The sequence below is a fragment of the Streptomyces sp. NPDC093094 genome (assembly GCF_044754345.1).
Taxonomy (GTDB): Bacteria; Actinomycetota; Actinomycetes; order Streptomycetales; family Streptomycetaceae; genus Streptomyces.
The window spans coordinates 702,468-722,292 of sequence record NZ_JBIVOX010000001.1 but is presented as its reverse complement, the minus strand read 5'-3'; the positions used below and the strand labels follow the sequence as shown (position 1 = coordinate 722,292).

General features: G+C 73.9%; 17 protein-coding genes and 2 pseudogenes. 10 read left to right on the top strand and 9 right to left on the bottom strand.

The window, feature by feature from the left end; translation table 11 throughout:
* From ACIQGV_RS02850 to ACIQGV_RS02835, 4 genes and pseudogenes are all read left to right on the top strand, one after another.
* Positions 1–378 (top strand): annotated as a pseudogene (locus ACIQGV_RS02850) (glucose-6-phosphate isomerase); the annotation flags it as partial.
* A gap of 2 nt (positions 379–380) precedes the next feature.
* A complete protein-coding gene (gene gnd / locus ACIQGV_RS02845) occupies positions 381–1,256 on the top strand; it encodes a phosphogluconate dehydrogenase (NAD(+)-dependent, decarboxylating) (protein WP_402489430.1) in 876 nt (291 codons plus the stop codon).
* Positions 1,257–1,264: 8 nt separating this feature from the next.
* On the top strand, positions 1,265–1,867 hold the full coding sequence (locus ACIQGV_RS02840) for a histidine phosphatase family protein (RefSeq protein ID WP_402489427.1): 603 nt from the start codon (positions 1,265–1,267) through the stop codon (positions 1,865–1,867).
* A 34-nt stretch (positions 1,868–1,901) separates the two neighbouring features.
* Positions 1,902–3,365 carry a membrane-associated oxidoreductase gene (locus ACIQGV_RS02835; protein ID WP_402489424.1) on the top strand — a complete coding sequence of 488 codons (1,464 nt, stop codon included), beginning with the start codon at positions 1,902–1,904 and terminating at the stop codon, positions 3,363–3,365.
* Positions 3,366–3,375: 10 nt separating this feature from the next.
* On the opposite strand, the gene ACIQGV_RS02830 is transcribed toward ACIQGV_RS02835, so the two are convergent.
* Positions 3,376–3,816: a PPOX class F420-dependent oxidoreductase gene (locus ACIQGV_RS02830; RefSeq protein WP_402489422.1), complete on the bottom strand. Its 441-nt coding sequence runs from the start codon at positions 3,814–3,816 to the stop codon at positions 3,376–3,378.
* A 127-nt stretch (positions 3,817–3,943) separates the two neighbouring features.
* Between ACIQGV_RS02830 and ACIQGV_RS02825 the strand changes: the two genes are divergently transcribed.
* The 3 genes from ACIQGV_RS02825 to ACIQGV_RS02815 are packed head-to-tail and all read left to right on the top strand — an operon-like array spanning position 3,944 to position 7,233.
* Complete coding sequence (locus tag ACIQGV_RS02825) at positions 3,944–4,555, top strand: TetR/AcrR family transcriptional regulator (RefSeq protein WP_402489419.1); 612 nt, start codon at positions 3,944–3,946, stop codon at positions 4,553–4,555.
* 26 nt (positions 4,556–4,581) lie between these two features.
* Positions 4,582–5,943, top strand: a complete 1,362-nt coding sequence (locus tag ACIQGV_RS02820; protein WP_402489416.1) for an MFS transporter — start codon at positions 4,582–4,584, stop codon at positions 5,941–5,943.
* 57 nt (positions 5,944–6,000) lie between these two features.
* A complete protein-coding gene (locus tag ACIQGV_RS02815; RefSeq protein WP_402489413.1) occupies positions 6,001–7,233 on the top strand; it encodes a serine hydrolase domain-containing protein in 1,233 nt (410 codons plus the stop codon).
* On the opposite strand, the gene ribA is transcribed toward ACIQGV_RS02815, so the two are convergent.
* On the bottom strand, positions 7,223–7,885 hold the full coding sequence (ribA, locus tag ACIQGV_RS02810) for a GTP cyclohydrolase II (protein WP_402489411.1): 663 nt from the start codon (positions 7,883–7,885) through the stop codon (positions 7,223–7,225). The genes ACIQGV_RS02815 and ribA overlap by 11 nt on opposite strands.
* A gap of 37 nt (positions 7,886–7,922) precedes the next feature.
* Between ribA and ACIQGV_RS02805 the strand changes: the two genes are divergently transcribed.
* Positions 7,923–8,705: a creatininase family protein gene (locus tag ACIQGV_RS02805; protein WP_402489530.1), complete on the top strand. Its 783-nt coding sequence runs from the start codon at positions 7,923–7,925 to the stop codon at positions 8,703–8,705.
* 113 nt (positions 8,706–8,818) lie between these two features.
* Here the strand turns inward: ACIQGV_RS02805 and ACIQGV_RS02800 are convergent.
* The 5 genes and pseudogenes from ACIQGV_RS02800 to ACIQGV_RS02780 form a co-directional block, all read right to left on the bottom strand.
* Positions 8,819–9,565: pseudogene (locus ACIQGV_RS02800) on the bottom strand (lysylphosphatidylglycerol synthase domain-containing protein); the annotation flags it as partial.
* Between the two features lie 197 nt (positions 9,566–9,762).
* Complete coding sequence (locus ACIQGV_RS02795; protein WP_402489408.1) at positions 9,763–10,794, bottom strand: class I SAM-dependent methyltransferase; 1,032 nt, start codon at positions 10,792–10,794, stop codon at positions 9,763–9,765.
* Positions 10,791–11,936 carry a glycosyltransferase family 4 protein gene (locus ACIQGV_RS02790; protein ID WP_402489527.1) on the bottom strand — a complete coding sequence of 382 codons (1,146 nt, stop codon included), beginning with the start codon at positions 11,934–11,936 and terminating at the stop codon, positions 10,791–10,793. The genes ACIQGV_RS02795 and ACIQGV_RS02790 overlap by 4 nt, the downstream gene beginning before the upstream one ends.
* A gap of 98 nt (positions 11,937–12,034) precedes the next feature.
* Positions 12,035–12,433 (bottom strand): 6-pyruvoyl trahydropterin synthase family protein, encoded by a 399-nt coding sequence (locus ACIQGV_RS02785; RefSeq protein ID WP_402489405.1) that lies wholly within the window; start codon positions 12,431–12,433, stop codon positions 12,035–12,037.
* A gap of 115 nt (positions 12,434–12,548) precedes the next feature.
* A complete protein-coding gene (locus ACIQGV_RS02780) occupies positions 12,549–13,526 on the bottom strand; it encodes a zinc-binding alcohol dehydrogenase (protein ID WP_402489403.1) in 978 nt (325 codons plus the stop codon).
* Between the two features lie 111 nt (positions 13,527–13,637).
* Between ACIQGV_RS02780 and ACIQGV_RS02775 the strand changes: the two genes are divergently transcribed.
* Together ACIQGV_RS02775 and ACIQGV_RS02770 are read left to right on the top strand one after the other, a co-directional pair.
* Positions 13,638–14,402 carry a CDP-alcohol phosphatidyltransferase family protein gene (locus ACIQGV_RS02775; RefSeq protein WP_402489399.1) on the top strand — a complete coding sequence of 255 codons (765 nt, stop codon included), beginning with the start codon at positions 13,638–13,640 and terminating at the stop codon, positions 14,400–14,402.
* Between the two features lie 67 nt (positions 14,403–14,469).
* Positions 14,470–16,338 (top strand): hypothetical protein, encoded by a 1,869-nt coding sequence (locus ACIQGV_RS02770; RefSeq protein WP_402489397.1) that lies wholly within the window; start codon positions 14,470–14,472, stop codon positions 16,336–16,338.
* A gap of 44 nt (positions 16,339–16,382) precedes the next feature.
* On the opposite strand, the gene ACIQGV_RS02765 is transcribed toward ACIQGV_RS02770, so the two are convergent.
* Positions 16,383–18,263 (bottom strand): discoidin domain-containing protein, encoded by a 1,881-nt coding sequence (locus ACIQGV_RS02765; protein ID WP_402489396.1) that lies wholly within the window; start codon positions 18,261–18,263, stop codon positions 16,383–16,385.
* Positions 18,264–18,448: 185 nt separating this feature from the next.
* Complete coding sequence (locus ACIQGV_RS02760) at positions 18,449–19,807, bottom strand: GH1 family beta-glucosidase (protein WP_402489393.1); 1,359 nt, start codon at positions 19,805–19,807, stop codon at positions 18,449–18,451.
* Between the last annotated feature and the right edge of the window lie 18 nt (positions 19,808–19,825).

Genomic DNA, 19,825 nt, shown 5'->3' with positions numbered 1-19,825 from the left:
CTGCTGATGGCCAACTTCTTCGCCCAGACCCAGGCCCTCGCCTTCGGCAAGACGGCCGACGAGGTCCGCGCCGAGGGCGTCCCCGGGGAGCAGGTCGCCCACCGCACCTTCCACGGCAACCACCCCACCACCACGATCCTGGCCCGGGAACTGACCCCCTCGGTGCTCGGCCAGCTGATCGCGCTCTACGAGCACAAGGTGTTCGTGCAGGGCGCGGTGTGGAACATCGACTCCTTCGACCAGTGGGGCGTGGAACTGGGCAAGGTCCTCGCCAAGCGCATCGAACCCGCGCTCACCGAAGGCACCGACGTGCCCGGCCTGGACCCCTCCACCACCGCACTCGTCGCGGCCTACCGCGACCTCAAGGAAGTGAAGTAGCCATGCAGCTCGGTCTCATCGGTCTCGGCAAGATGGGCGGCAACATGCGCGAGCGGATCCGCCGCGCCGGCCACACCGTCGTCGGATACGACCGCAACCCGGACCTCGCCGACGTCGGCAGCATCGCCGAGCTGGTCGACAAGCTCGAAGGCCCGCGCGTGGTCTGGGTGATGGTCCCGGCCGGCGGTCCCACCCAGTCGGTCGTCGACGAACTGGGGAACCTGCTGTCCCCCGGCGACATCGTCGTCGACGGCGGCAACTCCCGCTGGACGGAGGACGAGAAGCACGCCCACGAGCTGGGCGCGAAGGGCATCGGCTTCGTCGACGCCGGTGTCTCCGGCGGTGTGTGGGGCCTGGAGAACGGCTACGCGCTGATGGTCGGCGGCGACGCCGCGAACATCGCCCGGGTGCAGCCGGTCTTCGACGCCCTCAAGCCGGAGGGCCCCTACGGCTACGTCCACGCGGGCCGGGTCGGCGCGGGCCACTTCGCCAAGATGGTCCACAACGGCATCGAGTACGCCATGATGCAGGCTTACGCCGAGGGCTGGGAGCTGCTGGAGAAGGTCGACTCCGTGGAGAACGTCCGCGAGGTCTTCCGCTCCTGGCAGGAGGGCACCGTCATCCGCTCCTGGCTGCTCGACCTCGCGGTGAACGCGCTGGACGAGGACGAGCGTCTGGACAAGCTGCGCGGCTACGCCGAGGACTCCGGCGAGGGGCGCTGGACGGTGGAGGCGGCCATCGACAACGCCGTGCCGCTGCCCGCGATCACGGCGTCGCTGTTCGCGCGGTTCGCCTCCCGTCAGGAGGACTCCCCGCAGATGAAGATGATCGCGGCCCTGCGCAACCAGTTCGGCGGCCACGCCGTCGAGAAGAGGTAGGACGCGCTGTGGGGGATCTGCTGCTGGTCCGCCACGGCGAGACGGAGTGGAGCCGCTCGGGACGCCACACCAGCTTCACCGACCTGTCCCTCACCCCGAACGGTGAGGGACAGGCCAAGTCCCTGGCTCCGCTGCTGTCCGGCCGGACCTTCTCGCTCGTCCTCGCCAGTCCGCTCACCCGCGCGGTCCGCACCGCGGAACTCGCGGGGCTGACCGGGGTCGTCACCGACTCCGATCTGCACGAGTGGGACTACGGCGGCTACGAGGGCATAACCACCGACGAGATCCATCGCACCCGCCCGGGCTGGGACCTGTGGCGCGACGGTGTGGCGCCCGGCCCGGAGCACCGCGGGGAGAGCCCCGCGGAGGTGGGCCTGCGCGCCGACCGGGTGCTCGCCCGGGCCGACGCCTCGCTCACCGGCGACGACGGCGATGTGGTCCTCATCGCCCACGCCCACTTCCTGCGGGTCGTCACCGCCCGCCGGCTGGGCCTGCCCCCGTCCGAGGGGCGGCTGTTCCAGCTGGGCACGGGCACGGTCAGCCGGCTGTCGACCGAACACGGCCGTCCGGTGATCGCCGAGTGGAACACCCGCCCCGCACAAGGCGGTTGACACCCGTTCCCCGGCCGGGTCAGAGTCACCGTCGATGGCGATCAACGATCTGACCCCGGCCGAGGCGCGGGTGTGGCGGGCCTTCGCCCGCGGGGAGAACGTGGACTTCCGCACCGGCCCCGACGAGGACCCGGCGACGGGCTCCGGCTGGGGGCCGGGGCGGACGGTGCGGGCCTCGGTCCTGCGGGCGCTCCTGGTCAGCGCCCCGCAGGAGGACGGGGAGATATCCGCCCTGCGGCTGACCGGCGCCCGGATCACCGGACGGCTCGATCTGACGCACGCGGTGCTCGACCGCCCGGTCCGCATGAGCCACTGCCACTTCGACGAGGCGCCGCAGCTCTACGGCGTCCAGCTCCCCCGGCTGAGCCTGCGCGGTTCGGTCCTGCCCGGGCTGGGTCTGGCCAGTGCCCGGATCGACGCCACGCTGGGGCTGAGCGAGTGCCGGGTGCACGGCCGGGTGATGCTCGCCGGGTCGCACATCGGGGGCGCGCTGTTCCTGGACGGCGCCCGGCTCGTCGCCCCGGACGCCGGGACACCGGCGCTCCAGCTGAACCAGGCCACCGTCGGCGACGACCTGTGGGCACCTGGCCTGAGCGTGGAGGGCGGGATCCGGCTCAGCGGCGCGAGCGTCGCCGGGTCGGTCGACCTCAACGAGGCGCGGCTGTGCCGTCCGGGACACTCCGCCCTCGACGCCGAGACCCTCGCCGTCGAGGGCGATCTGCTCGTCCGGCACGCCGAGGTGCAGGGCTGGTTCGGGCTGCGCGGCGCCCGGATCGCCGGGCGGCTCGACCTGTCGTACAGCCGTCTGACGCATCCGGACGGCACCTCCCTCAGGGCCAGCAGCTGCACGGTCGGCGAGCTGTGGCTGCGCCAGGGGCCGCCCATGGCGGGCACGCTGAATCTGCGGCGGGCCCAGGTCGACGTGCTGTTCCTGGATCCCGGCACCGTCCCGGACGAGGTGCTGCTCAACGGGTGCACCTACGCCGCCCTCACCCCGCAGGAGCCCGCCGAGCGGCGGCTGCCGATGCTGGAGCGTGACGGCGAGGGCTATGTGCCGCACGCCTACGAGCAGTTGACCGCCTCCTATCTGCGGGTCGGGGACGAGCGCTCCGCGCGTCTGGTGCAGCTCGCCAAGCAGCGCCGGCACCGCAGGACCCTCCCGTGGCCCGGCCGGCTGTGGGGCGTCGTCCAGGACCTCACCGTCGGCTACGGCTTCCGTCCGCTGCGGGCGGCGGGGTGGCTGCTGTCGCTGCTGGCGGCCGGCTCCCTGGTGTACGGGCTGCGTCCGCCGCGGCCGCTGAAGGCCGGTGAGGCCCCGGAGTTCAACCCGGTGTTCTACACGCTGGACCTGCTGGTGCCGGTGATCTCCTTCGGGCAGGAGGGCGCCTTCGGGCCGCGGGGGTGGTACCAGTGGGTGTCGTACGTGCTGGTGATCACCGGGTGGATCCTGGCGACGACGGTCGTCGCGGGTGTCAGCCGGTCCGTCAGCCGTCAGTGACCGGTCCGCGTCAGCGGCGCGGGATGCCGTACGCCCGGTCGACCCGCAGCCGCAGCACCAGCCGCCGGTCGCGGACCATCGCGGCGCGGTAGTCGTCCCAGTCGGGGTGCTCGCCCTGGACGTCGCGATAGAGGCGGATCAGCTCCTCGACCGTGTCGTCGTGCGGGTCGGCGGCGACCGGGGTGAGGTCGGCGGTGCCCTCGGCGACCGTGTAGGCCCATCGGTCCGCGCTGGTGACGTGGTAGGAGGCCCGGGGGTCGCGGCGCAGATTGCGGGTCTTGGCCCGCTCGTCGGTGATCGACACACGGACGACGCGCTCGTCGGGGTAGTAGGCGTGGCTGACGTTGGACAGCTGCGGGCGTCCGTCGCGTTTCAGGGTGACCAGCACCCCTCCGTGGCCCTCGGAGAGCAGCTTCAGCAGTGCGTCCTGGGTGGCGTCGCTCTGGGTCATGTCAGGTGCAACCCGTCGGCGGGCGCCGTCTGTTCCCGATCTTCCGGGACCGTTCCGCCTTTCTCGGTAGACACTGTCTACTCACCACTGGTAGACAGTGTCTATGCAGAGATCGGAGACAGAGCGCATGCCCGGGACGGAGCACCTGCCGGAGACGGACCACGGGGCGGAGGCCGGCCTGCGCGGCCGGCTGGTGGCGGTCGGCGTGGAGCTGGTGGCCCGCGAGGGCGTCCAGGCACTCACCCTGCGGGAGATCGCCCGCCGGGCGGGGGTCTCGCACGGGGCGCCGCGGCGCCACTTCCCCACCCATCTGGAACTGCTCTCGGCCATCGCGCGCCGCGGCTTCGCCGACCTCGCCGAACGCACCGCCCTGGCCCTGGGCGACCAGGAGGCGGGCCCGCGCGAGCAGCTCGCCGCGCTCGCCCGGACCTATCTGGAGTTCGCGCTGGACAACCGCGGCATGTACGAGCTGATGTTCCGTCACGACCTGCTGGAGAGCGGCCGGCTGGGGCTGCGCGACACGAGCCTGCCGCTCTTCGCCGCGTTCACCGAACTCGTCGCCGCCGTACGGCCGGACGCCGACGCCCGTGCGGTCGCGGGCGCGCTGTGGGCGAACCTGCACGGCATCGCCCAGCTGTGGAGCTGGGGCAGCCTCCAACTGGCGACCGGCAGCGAGGACTTCACTCCCCTGCTGGACAGCGTGCTCCGCGCCCACCTCGGTCCGGCGGGCGACCTGTGAGGGCCGGGCTGACCCTGACGTGCAGTGTGGCCGGCGCGGTGATCGTCGCCCTGGACGGCACGGTGCTCACGGTCGCGCAGCCGACCCTGCAACGGGACCTCCACACCGGCTTCGCCCAGGCCCAGTGGACCAGCACCGGATATCTCGTCGTGGTGGCCGGGCTGCTGGTGTTCGGCGGCCGGCTCGGCGACCGCCACGGACACCGGCTCCTGTTCGGGCTGGGCATGCTCGGCTTCGGCGTGACCTCCGCCGCCATCGGGCTCGCCCCGGGCATCGGCTGGGTGATCGCGCTGCGGGTCCTCCAGGGCGTGTGCGGGGCCCTGCTGCAACCGGCCACCCTCGGCATGCTGCGCGCCGCGTACCCGCCGGACCGGCTCCGCGGGCCCCTCGCCGTCCGCACGGCGGCCATCGGCCTCGCGGCCGCGGCCGGACCTCTCCTGGGCGGTGCGCTGGTGACGGCGTCGGGCTGGCGGGCGGTGTTCTTCCTGAACGTGGTCCCGGCGCTGGTCCTCGGCGCCCTCGCCCTGGCCTCCGTGCACCGCGACCGCGACCGCGAGCGTGTCCGCCCCGCGCCCGGCCTCGATCCCGCCGGGGCCCTCCTGCTCGCCGTCACCCTCGGGTGTCTGGTGTACGCACTGGTCGGGTCGCCGGGGTCCGGGTGGACGTCCGGGAACGGTGCCGCCCTCGCCGTGGCGGCCGCCGCCGGGGCCGGCTTCGTGCGGCACGAGCGTCGCACCTCCGACCCCCTCGTACCGCCGGAGCTGGTCGGGTCACGGGCGATCGGGGCGGCGCTGGGCGTCCTTGTCGCCGCGTCGGCGGCACTGCACGGGGCCCTGTTCGCCTGCGTCTACGTGCTGCAGGAGACCCTGGGCCTGAACCCGTTCGAGAGTGCGCTGCGCAGCCTGCCGCTCGCGGTGCTCATGGTGGCGGCGGCCGTCCTGTGCCCCCTGCTGCTGCGCCGGGCCGGTGTCCGGCGGGCCACCGCCGGGGCGACGGCCCTGCTCGCCACGGGGATCCTGCTGCTGGGCGGGGACTTCGGCACGCCGGTGATCTGCACGGCGTTCGGGCTGGTCGGGGCCGGGTTCGGGACGGTGATGGTGGCGGCGACCCAGGTCGTCGTACGGCAGGCGCCCGTGGCGTACGCGGGGGTGGCCGGCGGTCTCCAGCAGACCGCGCTGAACGTCGGCCCGGTGCTGGGGGTGGCCGCGGCGGCCGCGCTCGCCGGGGCCGGCGGTCCGCGGCTCCCGCTGCCCGTGCTGGCCGCGGTGGCCGCCGCCGGCACGGCGGCCGCCCTGCTGCTCCCGGACGCCTCCTCCCCCGCCTCGGGTACCCGGATCCGGGGGCGCGGGACGCCCCTGGTGCGCCCCCGGCGCGATCATGATGTCTGAGGCCCTCCCGGCGGGGTATGCCGGTCGCACCCCGTCGAACACAACCGGAGACGAGCGATGGCACGACTGCGGCAGGACACCGATCCCCACGAGGCAGGACTGGACGCGAAGGCGCTGGGCCGTCTGGACCGCCACTTCGCGCACGAGGTGGACGAGGGCCGGCTGCCCGGCTTCCTGGTGGCGGTCGCCCGCGGCGGCCGCGTCGCGCATCTGACGACGTACGGCATGCGCGACCTCGCGGCGGGGCTGCCCGTGGAGGCCGACACCCTGTGGCGGATCTACTCGATGACCAAACCGGTCACGGCGGTCGCCGCGCTGATACTCGTCGAGGAGGGCCGGCTGTCGCCGGACGACCCCGTCGCCCGCCATCTGCCCGCCTTCGCGAACCCGCGCGTGTACGTCTCGGGGGCCGGGGCGGACCTGCGCACGCGCCCGGCGGCCGGGCCGCTGCTGGTCCGCCATCTCATGACCCACACGGCGGGCCTGACCTTCGGCTTCTACCACACCCACCCCGTCGACGCCCTGTACCGGGAGGCGGGCCTGGAGTCCTCCGTGCCGCCGGGCGCGGACCTGGCCGAGGCGGTCGAGGTGTACGCGGGCCTGCCGCTGCAGTTCGAGCCGGGCACCGAGTGGAACTACTCCGTGGCGAGCAATGTGCTGGGCCGGATCGTCGAGGTCGTGTCCGGCCGGCCGCTGGACGAGTTCTTCGCCGAGCGGATCTTCCGCCCGCTCGGGATGGCCGACGCGGGTTTCCAGGTGTCGGACGCGCAGGCGCCGCGCCTCGCGGAGCTCTACGGCGAGCAGGAGGACGGCGGCATCGCGCCGGTCCCGGGGCTGCCGCTGCGCGGCGGCCGGCCCCGGCTGCTGTCCGGCAGCGGCGGCATGGTGGCGAGCGCCCACGACCAGCACCGGTTCATGGAGATGCTCAGGCGCCGGGGCGAGCTGGACGGCACCCGGCTGCTGGCGCCCGCCACGGTGGACCTGATGACGGGCAACCGGCTGCCGGGCGGCGCCGATCTGCGCGCCTTCGGCAGCCGGCCCGCCCACGACGAGCCCGGTAACGAGGGGATGGGCTTCGGGCTCGGCGTCTCCGTGGTGGTCGACCCCGAGCGCACCCGGACGCCCTCGGTGCGGGGCACCTTCGGCTGGAACGGCGTGGCCGGCACGACGTTCCTCGTCGCCCCGGGCCGTGATCTGACCGTGCAGTTCATGACCCAGGTGCGGCCACGCGGCTCCAGCCCCGTCTTCCCCGCCCTGCGGCGCCTGGTCCACGAGGCGGTCACGGACTGAACTGCCCCACCGCGTCCAGATGGGGCAGACGGTGGTCCATCCGCTCCCGCTTGGTGCGCAGATACGTGATGTTGCTCTCGCACGGCGGTATCAGCAGCGGCACCTCCTCGGCGACCTGGATGCCGTGGCGCACCAGCGCCTCGCGCTTGAGCGGGTTGTTGGACATCAGCCGCACCGAGCGCACCCCGAGGTCGCGCAGGATCTCCGCGGCGACGCCGTAGTCCCGGGCGTCCACCGGCAGGCCGAGGGCGAGGTTCGCCTCGACGGTGTCCAGACCCTCCGCCTGGAGCGCCATCGCGCGCAGCTTGCCCAGCAGCCCGATGCCGCGGCCCTCGTGCCCCCTGAGGTAGACGACGACGCCGCGGCCCTCGGCCACGACGGCCCGCATCGCCGAGTCGAGCTGGTCCCCGCACTCGCAGTGCTGGGAGCCGAAGGCGTCCCCGGTCAGGCACTCGGAGTGCAGCCGGGTCAGGACGTCGTCGGTGCCGATGTCTCCGTGGACCAGGGCGACTTGCTCCTCACCGCGGTCGTGGTCGAGATACCCGACCGCCGTGAACGGCCCGTACACGGTGGGCAGCGGGGCATTCACCACGCGTTCCACTCCGGTGCGCGGTGCGGACTTCTTGGCGAGGACGCCGAGCTTTTCTGTCATTATCTGTTCCTCAGCAGAGACGAAAGGCCGTGAAAAGATGAGTGGTTCGGACATACGGTCGGCGGCGTACGGTCAGGTGCCGGCGGACACGACGGACGACGTTCGGGAGCGGGAGTCGCGGATCGCGGTTCTGCCCGTGGGGAGTTTCGAGCAGCACGGTCCGTATCTGCCGCTGGCCACCGACACGCTCATCGCGTGCGCGATCGCCGGGGAGATCGCCGCCGCGTACCCCGTGCACCTCCTTCCTGCGGTCACGGTCTCCTGTTCGCACGAACACGCGGCCTGGCCGGGGACCGTCAGCATCTCCTCCACGACCCTTCATGCGGTGGTACGGGACATCGCGGCGTCGCTGCGCCGGTCGGGCGTCGACACGCTGGTGCTGGTCAACGGCCACGGCGGCAACTACGTCCTGGGCAACGTGGTCCAGGAGTCCTCCGCGCGCGGAGAGCATATGGCGCTGTTCCCGGCCGCAGAAGACTGGGAGACGGCCCGGGAGAAGGCCGGTGTGCACACCTCGCTGCTCACCGACATGCACGCGGGGGAAATAGAGACCTCCATCCTTCTGCACACTCGTCCGGAATGTGTGCGGCCCGGTTACGAGTCCGCCGATTTCGTCGCCGACGACCGGCGGCATCTCCTCACCGTGGGAATGTCCGCCTATACCGATTCGGGCGTCATAGGCCGTCCTTCCCTGGGATCCGCGGAAAAAGGAAAGGCTCTGCTGGCGAGTCTCACCGAATCCTTCGGCGCGTATTTCGTGCTGCTGACGGCACAGGAGACGGCGGAGGACGGGGCCGTGGAGGACGACGGGGCCCGGTAGTTCCGGGCGCGCAGCCCCCCGTACCAGCGCACGGCGATCACGGCCGCGCCGGGCAGGCTCGCGGCGAGGCTCAGCACGCCGTACACCACGGCCACGGCGAGCCCGTTGCCCGCGCCGAGCCCGGCGGCGCCGAACGCCCAGGCGGTGACGCCCTCGCGGGGGCCCCAGCCGCCGACGTTGAGGGGCAGGCTCATCGCCAGCAGGGCCAGCACCGCGAGCGGCACCAGCACCGGCGCGGAGGCGTCGGTGCCGGCCACGCGGGCGGCCAGCAGGAACATGCCGATGTGCCCGGCCAGCACGACGGCGGAGGAGGCCAGGACACCGGGCCCGTTGCGCCGGGAGAGCAGCGCCTCGCGCACCTCCCCCCACAGCGCGCGGCCCCTGCGGGCGGCGGCGCGCGGCCGGTTCATGCGCAGGGCGGCGACGATCGCGAACGCGCCCGCCGCGGCGATCCCGGCGAGCGCGAGCACCTGCCGGGTCTCGGCCCGCACGGGTGACGGCACGGCCGCCAGCACCACGCCGCCCACGACGGCGAGGACCACCTGCCCGGCGGTCCGCTCCAGCACCACGGCCCGCACGCCCCGGCCGAGGTCCCCCGCGCTCTGCCCGTGCCGCACGGCCCGGTGCACGTCGCCGAGGACCCCGCCGGGCAGGGCGGCGTTCAGGAACAGCGCCCGGTAGTAGTCGCCGACGGCCGGGCCCAGCGGCAGCCGGATCCGCAGGGCCCGGGCCACCAGCTGCCAGCGCCATGCGCTGAACAGGGTGGTGACCAGGCCGATGCCCAGCCCGCCGAGCAGCGCGGGTCCGTCGATCCGCCGCAGCCCGTCGAGGAACGCGCCCGTGCCGAGCCGCCAGGTCACGACCGCGAGGACGGCGAGACCGGCGACGGTGCCGAGCCGGGCGCGCAGGGCGCCGCCGCGGGCGGGACGCCGCGAGGCCGAGGGGGCCTCGGGCGCGTCGGCCGTCCCGCGGGACGTACCGTCCGGCGGGACGGGGACCCCGGGCGCCCCGGGCGCCGTACGGTCCGCTGCGACGGGTGCCCCGGCGGGCCGGGCGGTCACCGGGCGCTGCCCGACGGCCGGGGCAGGGCCAGCAGGTCGGCGTGGTGGACGGTCACCTTGAGTTCGCCCAGCGCGCAGGACGCCAGACGGGCCGCCAGATACGTCTCGGCGCGGGCCTTCAGCTCGGGCCGCTGCTCCACGGCGGCGCCGACCCAGCCGCGCAGCCACTGCGCGGTCAGGGGCGCCTCCGCCCGGCCGAGCCGCCAGGCGCTGGGCCGGACCTGGACGGTCGCGCCGTACTCGGCGAACGCCTCGCACGCCGCGCTGATCGCGTCGGGGCCGAGGAGTCCGGTGCGCTTCTGGTGGTCGTTGAACGCGTCGGCGATCTCGGTGTCCAGCGGGTCGGCCGGGGCGAGTTCGACCCGGCCGGCCACGGACAGCGTCAGCAGGGCCGGGCACCCGGCACCCGCGCAGGCCGAGGCGAGGGCCTCCGTCTCCTCGCGGGTGAGGACGTCCAGCAGCGCGGAGGCCGTCACCAGGGAGGCACCCGCGAGGGCGTCCGGGGTGAGCCGGGCGACGTCCCCGCGGCGGGTCTCCACGGTGACCCGGCTGCCGTCGGCGGCGGCCTTCGGGGAGGCCACGGCCGCGAAGTGCAGGAGGTAGGGGTCACGGTCGTGCAGCACCCAGTGCTGGGGGCCGTCGAGCCGGGGCGCCAGCCAGCGGCCCATCGAGCCGGTGCCGCAGCCGAGGTCGTGCACGACCAGTCCGCCCGCCGACCGGCCCGGCAGGTTCGCCAGCCGGATCCGCAGCGGGTCGAGCAGCTCCGGCGACCGCGCCGCCGCGTCGGCGCCCTCGCGCAGCTCCAGCCACTCGGGGGCGTAGCGCGGCGGCTCCTCGGGACCGTCGGGCCGCAGCCGTACGGTGGCCCGCTCGCCGGGACGCCCGACGGGTCCGGCGCCGGGGATCACGTCCGGGCCGGGCCGGTCCCCGTCGGCGGGGCCGCCGGGGGCGGGGATGCCCGCCGTGCCGTCGGACGCCTTCGTCGCGGTGTCCGTGTCGCCGCCCTCGACCGTCGTCTGCCTGCTCATGACGCCCTCCAGGGTTCGTTCGGGAGCCGGTGCAGGACGCCGGCCAGGGTGCGGGCCGTCGTGGCCCAGCCGTCGAGGGCGGCGCGGCGGCCCCGGGCGGCGGCCTTCAGCCGGCGGCGCACGTCCGGCTCGCCGAACCAGCCGCGCAGTTCCGCGGCGAGGGCGGCGGGGTCCTCCGGCGGGACGAGGATGCCGGGGACACCGCCGTCGGGGGCGCGGCCGACCGCCTCGGGGACACCGCCGACATCGGTGGCCAGCACCGGGATGCCGCGCGCCAGCGCCTCGGTGACGGCCATGCCGTAGGTCTCGGCGTACGAGGTGAGGACCATGAGGTCGGCGGCGGCGTAGCTCGCGTCCAGCGCGGCACCGGCCTGCGGTCCGGCCAGGTGGACCCGGTCGGTGAGGCCGTGCCGGTCGATCAGCGCGCGCAGCCGGGCGACGTACGCCGGGTCCTGGGTGAGCGCGCCGACGCAGGTGCAGCTCCACGGCAGGTCACGGGCCGCGGCGAGGGCCTCCACCAGCCGGTGCTGGCCCTTGCGCGGGGTGACGGCGGCGACGCACAGCAGCTGTGAGACACCGTCGGTCCCGGGGGCGAGCGGCGCGATGTCGGCTCCGGGCATGGCCGCGTGCACCCGGTCGGGGGCGAGGCCGTGGTGGGCGACGAGACGGCGGACCGCCCAGTCGCTGGTGGCGATCACGGCGGGCACCGCGCGCAGCACCTCGCGTTCGCGGGCGTCGAGCTCGGCGGCGGTGCCGGGCGCGAGGCCCGTCTCGTCGCCGAGCGGGAGGTGCACCAGCACGGCGAGGCGCAGGCGTCCGGTCTCGGGGACGACGGTCTCGGGCACCCCGCACGCCACCAGCCCGTCCAGCAGGACGACCGCCCCGTCCGGCAGCCGGCGCAGCACCCGTGCGAGTTCCGCGCGGTCGGCGTCGGAGGGCCGGGGCCAGGCGCCGGGCACGAGGTGCTGGTGGACCTGCCAGCCGAAGCCGGGCAGGTCCAGGCAGATGCGCCGGTCGTAGGCGTTGCCGCCGCTGGGGCTGGCCGGGTCGGCGACACCGCCCGGCACCACGAGGTGCACCGTGCGCAGGGTCATGGGCACGTACTCCGAGCCGCGCGCGGGCACCCGGTCGACGGAGGCCAGGGAGCCGCCGGTGGCGACGGGGACACCCGCGCCGACCGGACCGACAGAGCTGACGGAGCCGGCAGGGCCGACGGAGGGCCGTTCCACGGTCGTGTCGGTCACAGGCCACGCTCGTAACTCGCCCAGGCGACGTGGGACTCGTGCAGGGTGACCGTGAGGCCGGCCAGCCCCTTGGCGCCCTCGCCCATCGCCCCCTGGTGGATGCGCTCGACCAGACGGTCGGCGATGACCTTCGCCAGGAACTCGGTGGACGTGTTGATGCCCTTGAAGTCCGGTTCGTCGTCCAGATTGCGATAGTTGAGCTCGGCCGCCACCGCGCCCAGTTCACGGGTGGCCAGGCCGATGTCGACGACGATGTTGTCCTCGTCCAACCGGTCGCGCCGGAAGGTGGCGTCCACAAGGAACGTCGCGCCGTGCAGGCGCTGCGCGGGGCCGAAGACCTCGCCGCGGAAACTGTGGGCGATCATGATGTGATCGCGGACGGTGATGCTGAACAACGGACGACCCTCCAGTGCGGTGCGTCTGGTCCCCGGCCCGTTCCCTGCCGGGGGATGCCGTGTAGTACGGCCATTCGCTTCCCCGTGTTCAGCCGACTCTCACTCTTTTCTCAGGTCAGGCGTGTGCATACACCACCCGGTGGCACAGTGCGGGGATCTGTCCCGAGGCGAGCCTCGGCATCACGTCGGGGAGTTCCTCGAACGCGCACTCTCCGGTGATCAGCGCGTCGAGCGCGGGATCGGCGAGCAGGTCGAGGGCGAGGGCGAGCCGGTCGGCGTAGGTGCGGCTCGCGCGGGCCGGTGAGACGGTGCCGACCTGGCTGGCGCGCAGGGTCAGGCGCCGGGAGTGGAACGCCTCGCCGAGCGGCAGGCTGACGGTGCGGTCGCCGTACCAGCTCAGTTCGACGACGGTGCCCTCGGGGGCGAGGAGTTCCAGGGCGCGGGCCAGGCCCTGCTCGGTGGCGCTGGCATGGACGACGAGGTCGCAGCCGTCGAGGGCGTCCTCGGGCGCCGCGTAGCCGACGCCGAGCGCCTCGGCGGTCTTCGCGCGGGCCGGGTCGGTGTCGACGAGCTGCACGCGCACGCCCGGGAAGCGGGCGAGGAGAGCGGCGACCGAGCAGCCGACCATGCCGCCGCCGATCACGGCGATCCGGTCGCCGACCAGCGGGGCGGCGTCCCACAGGGCGTTCACCGCGGTCTCCACGGTGCCGGCGAGGACGGCCCGTGCGGCGGGGACGGAGTCGGGCACGGGGGTGACGGCCGAGGCCGGCACGACGTAGCGCGTCTGGTGCGGGTAGAGGCAGAAGACGGTACGGCCGACCAGGGAGGCGGGACCCTCCTCGACCACGCCGACGTTCAGATAGCCGTACTTGACCGGGCCGGGGAAGTCGCCCTCCTGGAACGGCGCCCGCATCGCCTCGTGCTGACTGCGCGGGACCTGGCCGCGGAAGACGAGCGTCTCGGTGCCGCGGCTGATGCCCGAGTACAGGGTGCGCACCAGGACCTCGCCCTCGGCGGGCCGGGGAAGGTCCGTCTCGCGTATCGCGCCGTCCCCCGGAGAGGTAAGCCAGAACGCGTGTGCGGAGTTGTTCATCCACATCCTCCTGAACGATCGGGAAGGTGTTCACGTACCGAGAAGTGCACAGGCCGCGCACCAGGTATACGCGGCGGTGATCGACTCTGTCATACGGCCGGAGGATGTGCGGTGGCCCTGAACGACACTTACGACGCGAGGCCGGTCCAGCAGGAGACCGCCGTCGGAGCGGGGGTGCAGCTTCTGCTGCTGGCCCTGCTCGGGACGGCGATCGGCATGGGACCGGCGGGCTGGCTGACCGGGCTGGTGTTCGCGTTCGCCACCTGGGCGGTGCTCTCCCGCGCCCTGCACCGCGCCCGGCCGGCGTCCTTCGGCCCCGCCAACCGGGTCACGCTCGGCCGGGCGATCCTGGTCGGCGCGGTGACGGCGCTGGTGGCCGACTCCTACCAGAGCTCGCCGCCGGTCACGCTGTTCGTGGGACTGACGGCGGTGGCGCTGATCCTGGACGGCGTCGACGGCAAGGTCGCCCGGCGCACCGGCACGTCGACGCCGCTGGGCGCGCGGTTCGACATGGAGGTCGACGCGTTCCTGATCCTGGTGCTGAGCGTGTACGTCTCGATGGCGCTGGGCCCGTGGGTGCTGCTGATCGGCGGTATGCGCTACGCGTTCGTCGCCGCGGCCCGCTTCTGGCCCTGGCTGAACGCGCCCCTGCCGCCGTCGACGGCCCGCAAGACGGTGGCCGCCGTGCAGGGCGTGTTCCTGCTGGTGGCGGCCTCGGACCTGCTCCCGCCCCCGGCGACGGCCGGCGTGGTCCTGCTGGCCCTGGGCTCCCTGGTGTGGTCGTTCGGCCGTGACGTGGCCTGGCTGTGGCGCACGTCGCGCGTCCTGCCGGTGCTCCCCGAGCGGGCCAGGGTGCTGGAGAGGGTGGGCGGCTGACGACGGCGCCGAACCCCTCTGACACGATGTGGCCAGCGAAGATCCATCAGCGCTCGGAGCCACTGCCATGCCGTCGTACGCGGAGGAAGACACCCGCAAGGTCCAGACAGCCGTGTCAGGGAACGCGGGCTCCGACGCACCGGTGTTCCTGCCCATGGACGCCGACGCGTTCGACACGTTCGTCCGCCGCCACCCCGGGCGGTCCTTCTACTGCGGCACACTCCTCGGCGGCTGCGGCCGAAGGCTGATCCCCAAGCAGTACCGGGACCGCAAGTGCCACTTCGCCCATGTCTCGGCCGCCGCGGACTGCCGCCGCGCCGATCGTGACGAGAGCAGCGCCGACCATCTGTACATCGGCCGCGCCCTGACGGAGTGGCTGAAACGGCAGGGGCGGCGCGGGGTGCAACCGTCGTACCGGCCCCGCGGCCTCCAGGTCCGCGAGGTGGTCGACGTGTCGTACGACATGGGAGCCAGGCTCGCCCGGGTGCAGCTCGCCCGGCGGTCCAAGCGGGAGTGGGAGGAGTCCGACTCCGGCCTGAGGGAGCGGCATGCCGGAGTCGACTGGTTCTTCGGTCCCGACAGCCTCGTCGCCAACTGGCACGTCGATCGCCACGGCTACGCCCTGCGGGTGCAGTGCCGTTCCGCCGGCGCGACCCGCGAGGTGCTGATCGGCACTCAGTTCGCCCAGGGGCCGGTGGAGTGGGTCCCGCTGTCCCGCTGCACCCTGACATCGGCCGGTGTCCTGACGCCGGGGCTGGTGCGGACCGGGTCGGGCATCGTGGCGCGGCACGCGGCACCACGTGAGGTGCGGCGAGAGGCCCGCCCGGCGCCCGTACCGCCTGCGCCTGTGCCTGCCCCTGAAGTGCCTGCGCCTGCCACCGGGCCCGAGTCCGTTCCGGCATCCGCACCCGCACCCGCACCCGCACCCGCACCCGTGCGAGAACCCTCCCCCCTCGTCCCTCTTCCCGGTGGTGCCCTCCTCACCGGTGCCCGGAGCACTGCCGCTCCACGTCTCCACGACGCCGAACTGCGCGTCCCCGTCCGCCTCGCTCTGCCCGCCGGGGCCGGACCCCTCGACCCCGCACTCGCCTACGTCCCTGTGGACGCGGCGCTGACGCGGGCCGAGGACGGGACCTGGGTCGTCGAGGTGACGTCGCTCCGGCCCGTGAGCCCTCCGCCGCAGCGACGGCGGACCACGCCCGTACGCGTCGCCGACGACCGGCGCGGGGCCGTCGACGCGCTGCTGGACGTGGCCGAGGAGGCCCGGCTCGAAGGAGACGCGGATTCCGTGCTGCGGGCCATGGCCGAGCTGGAGCGGGCGGCGCTGCGGCCGGAGGAGTCCGAGCAGGTCCGGGGGTTCGCCGACTGGCTGCAGGACCGGGCCGCGGACGAGCTGTACGCGGCGTGGGAGCGGCTTTCCGCTCTCGCCGCCCGTCTCGACACCGAGGGCGACGATCTGCATCCCGACATGCTGCGCAGCCTCCTCAGGGAGGCGGGCCGGCTCGCCGAGGAGGTCGGTGAGGAGCTCGCCGCGGAGGAACTGCGCTGCCTGGAAGGCTGGCGCCGGCACGAGGAGCAGCTCACCGCACGCCTCGGCCTGGACACGGTCCTCGCCCACGCGGCCACCGTGTGGGTCGCCCTGCGGCGGGCCGCGCGGGAGAGCCGTACGACCACCTGGGGCGAGCTGGCCCGGCGGACCGGGCTGCCGCTGGACACACTGCACCCGGACGACCGGCTCGCCGTGCTCGTCGAGGCCGACCGCGCCACCGCGGCGGGGAGCGCCCCGCTGTCGGCGCTCGTCACCGCGCACGGCGGAGGCCGGCCGCATCCGCTCTACGGCCCGGTGCTGTTCCATCTCGACCGCCCGCTGCCCCCGCCCGACGCGCTGACGGCGCACTGGCGGATGGCGGTCGGTGAGCTGCACCGGGGCCGCTGAGGGGACGGCCCGGCACGTCGCGCCGGGCCGTCCGTCGCGCCGGGTCAGCCCTTCTGCTCGACCCTCACCCAGTCCACCTCCGCCTGCACTCCCCCGCTCGCGACGCGGTCGACGCTGGACTGGGGCAGGCCCCAGTAGGGGGTCGTGACCTTGTTCCAGCCGGCCGGGTAGGCGCCGCCGAGGGCGAGGTTGAGGATGACGTACTGGTTGTGGTCGAAGACCCACTTCCCGCGGGTCGCCTCCAGCGTGTCCCGGGTGGTCTGCTGGACCAGACGGTCGTCGACGTAGAAGCGCATCGCGGTCGGTGTCCACTCCACCGCGTAGGTGTGCCACTGGTCGACCCGGCCGCCGCCGGGGAAGACCTGGCGGGCGCCGATGTTGCCGTCGGCGGAGTAGCCGGGGCCGTGCAGGGCGCTGCTGGTCCAGTCGGCGTAGCCGATGGCCTCCATGATGTCGGTCTCGCCGGAGGCGGGCCAGCCCACCGCCGGGTTGTCGACGTCGCTGCCCAGCATCCAGAAGGCGGGCCAGAGTCCGTCGCCGACGGGGAGCTTCATACGGGCGCTGACCCGGCCGTAGGTGAAGTCGAACTTCGTGTTGGTGTCGATGCGGCCGGAGGTGAAGTCGTAGGTGCCGCCGCCCGCGCGGGTGCAGCCCTTGCAGTACTTGGCGCGCAGGACGAGGTTGCCGTTCTCGGTGCGGATGTTGTCGGGCGAGTCCACGTACGCCTGCGACTCGCCGTTGACCGAGCCCATCTCGGTGCCGGTGCGTACGACACGCCACTTGGAGCGGTCGAGGCCGGAGCCGGTGAAGTCGTCGAAGAACGTGGTCCGGTACGTGCCCTGCTGCTCGCCGGGGAGGGCGGGGTAGGCGGCGTTCGCGCTGCCGCCGGTGCCCCACACCTCGAACTCGTAGAGGGAGTAGCCGAACTGGGCTGTGGCGGGGGCGGGGTTGTAGAAGGAGCGGCGCTCCTTGCCGAGCATGCGGACGTAGCGGCCGGTGGCCGGCTGCGGCAGGCGTACGGTGTCGCGCCGGCCGGTCGCCTCGCCGGGGGACTTCACGTCGGCGCGGCGGGCGGCGACCTCGGCGGCCGACGGCCGGTACACCGTGCGCCAGGAGCGGTTGTCGTCGGAGACCTGGATCTCGTAGTCGACCGCGTAGGCGGCCTCCCAGTACAGCTCGACGGTGTCGATCGTGGAGGGGGCGCCGAGGTCGACGCCGACCCAGCGGTCGGCGTTCCAGTCGCTGGACCAGCGGCTGATGTCGTCCTTGAGGTTCGCGGGGCGGCCGCCGTCGGTGACGAAGGCCGGCGAGTTGCCCGCGTGCTGGTAGAGGTTGGTGTACGCGGGGTGGTGCAGGGCGAGGTTGGTGCGGCTGGTGGAGGCGGGGGCCGGGGCGCCTCCGTACGCCTTGAAGGAGTACAGGGAGTAGCCCCAGGGCGTGCCGCGTTCGAGTCCGCGCAGCCTGAGGTACCGGCCTGTCACCTCTTTGGGGTACGTGTGGAGGTTGACGGAGCCGCCGGTGCCGGCGGTCTCGGTGTGGAAGGTCCGCCAGTCGGTGCCGTTGTCGGAGACCTCCAGGACGTACCGCTTGCCGTAGGCGGCCTCCCAGTCCAGGGCGACGCGGTCGATGCGCAGGCGCTGTCCGAGGTCGACGCGGATCCAGGCGGTGTCGCTGAAGTCGCTGGACCAGCGGGTGCCGGCGTTGCCGTCGAAGGCGAGGCCGGGCGCGGTCCCGCCGTTCTCGCTGCCGGAGGCGGTGACGGCGGCCGGGCTGGCGGCGTAGGCGGCGGCCGCGAGGTCGGTGTCCCAGGCGGCGGCCTCGGCGGCCGACGCGGCGGTGGCGGGGCCCGTGAGGGCGGGGACGCCGGCCAGGAGCGTGAGGGCGGCGAGCCCGGTCATGAGGATGCGGGGGGTACGGGATGGCATGCGGCTCTCCCTGGTCGGACACGTGCATGACGTGTACCTGACACGTGTCTGTTCCTATGTGATCTGACATGTACCTCGGCCGCAGTGGGGGCGGCCGTGCACGGAGGCGGCGGCTCGGCCGCCTCCGTCGAACGACCGCGGTGGGCGCGCGCTCCCAGTGCAGCGCCCACCGCGGGGTCTGTGGCTCAGGCGGCCCTGGCCGCCCGGTCCCGGTGGCTGCGGATGATCTCCGCGTAGCGGTGGCCGGTGCCCTTGATCGTGCGCGCCTGCGTGCGGTAGTCGACGTGGACGAGGCCGAAGCGCTTGTCGTAGCCGTACGCCCACTCGAAGTTGTCCAGCAGCGACCAGGCGAAGTACCCGGCCAGCGGGGCGCCCTTGCGCGCGGCCGAGGCACAGGCGGCCAGGTGCCCCTCCAGGTAGCTCTGGCGCTCGGGGTCGTCGATCGTGCCGTCGGGGCGCACCACGTCCGGGTAGGACGAGCCGTTCTCGGTGACGTAGAGCCGGCGGGCGCCGTACTCCTCGGTCAGGCGCAGCAGCAGCGTCTCGATGCCGGACGCGTCGACCTCCCAGTCCATGCCGGTGCGCCGGACGCCGTCGAGACGGACGGCCCGGGCGTGCGGGGCCGGACCCGTGGGGTCGTCGGCGATGGTCTGCGGGAAGTAGTAGTTCAGTCCCAGCCAGTCCAGCGGGGCCGCGATCGTCTCCGCGTCGCCCGGCTTCTCCGGGAGTTCGACGCCGTACACCTCCAGCATGTCGGCCGGGAAGCCGCGGCCGTGGACCGGGTCGAGCCACCAGCGGTTGACGTGCCCGTCCATGCGGCGGGCGGCGGCGACGTCCTCGGGCCGGTCGGAGGCGGGGTGGATGGTGGAGAGGTTGTTGACGATGCCGATCTCGGCGTTCGGGGCGGCGGCCCGGATCGCCCGGGCGGCCAGCCCGTGCCCGAGCAGCAGGTGGTAGGAGGCCCGGACCGCGGCTGTGAGGTCGGTCAGGCCGGGGGCCATCAGGCCCTCCAGGTGGCCGATCCAGGCCGAGCACAGGGGCTCGTTGAGGGTCGTCCAGTGCGTCACCCGGTCGCCGAGGCGCGCCGCGACCGTCTCCGCGTACGCCGCGAAGTGCTCGGCGGTGTCCCGCTCGGGCCAGCCGCCGCGGTCCTGGAGCACCTGGGGCAGGTCCCAGTGGTAGAGGGTGACGGACGGGGTGATGCCGGCCTCCAGGAGGCCGTCGACCAGCTCGTCGTAGAAGGCGAGGCCCTTGGCGTTGACCGGCCCGTCGCCGCCGGGGACGACCCGCGGCCAGGCGACGGACAGCCGGTAGGCGTTGGTGCCCAGCTGCCGCATCAGGCCGATGTCCTCGCGCCAGCGGTGGTAGTGGTCGCAGGCCACGTCGCCGTGGTCGTCGTTCGCCACGCGGCCCGGGGTGTGCGAGAACGTGTCCCAGATCGACGGGGAGCGGCCGTCCTCGGCCACGGCGCCCTCGATCTGATAGGCCGACGTGGCCGTGCCCCACAGGAAGTCGTGCGGGAGTGCGGCGAAGTCGATGGTCACGGAAGTCCCCTCGGAACT

Bases quoted from the DNA above. Each gene is read 5' to 3' on its own strand.
- gnd (WP_402489430.1), top strand. From the start codon at position 381: ATGCAGCTCGGTCTCATCGGTCTCGGCAAGATGGGCGGCAACATGCGC.
- ACIQGV_RS02835 (WP_402489424.1), top strand. From the start codon at position 1,902: ATGGCGATCAACGATCTGACCCCGGCCGAGGCGCGGGTGTGGCGGGCC.
- ACIQGV_RS02830 (WP_402489422.1), bottom strand. From the start codon at position 3,816: ATGACCCAGAGCGACGCCACCCAGGACGCACTGCTGAAGCTGCTCTCC.
- ACIQGV_RS02825 (WP_402489419.1), top strand. From the start codon at position 3,944: ATGCCCGGGACGGAGCACCTGCCGGAGACGGACCACGGGGCGGAGGCC.
- ACIQGV_RS02815 (WP_402489413.1), top strand. From the start codon at position 6,001: ATGGCACGACTGCGGCAGGACACCGATCCCCACGAGGCAGGACTGGAC.
- ribA (WP_402489411.1), bottom strand. From the start codon at position 7,885: ATGACAGAAAAGCTCGGCGTCCTCGCCAAGAAGTCCGCACCGCGCACC.
- ACIQGV_RS02805 (WP_402489530.1), top strand. From the start codon at position 7,923: ATGAGTGGTTCGGACATACGGTCGGCGGCGTACGGTCAGGTGCCGGCG.
- ACIQGV_RS02795 (WP_402489408.1), bottom strand. From the start codon at position 10,794: ATGAGCAGGCAGACGACGGTCGAGGGCGGCGACACGGACACCGCGACG.
- ACIQGV_RS02780 (WP_402489403.1), bottom strand. From the start codon at position 13,526: ATGAACAACTCCGCACACGCGTTCTGGCTTACCTCTCCGGGGGACGGC.
- ACIQGV_RS02770 (WP_402489397.1), top strand. From the start codon at position 14,470: ATGCCGTCGTACGCGGAGGAAGACACCCGCAAGGTCCAGACAGCCGTG.
- ACIQGV_RS02765 (WP_402489396.1), bottom strand. From the start codon at position 18,263: ATGCCATCCCGTACCCCCCGCATCCTCATGACCGGGCTCGCCGCCCTC.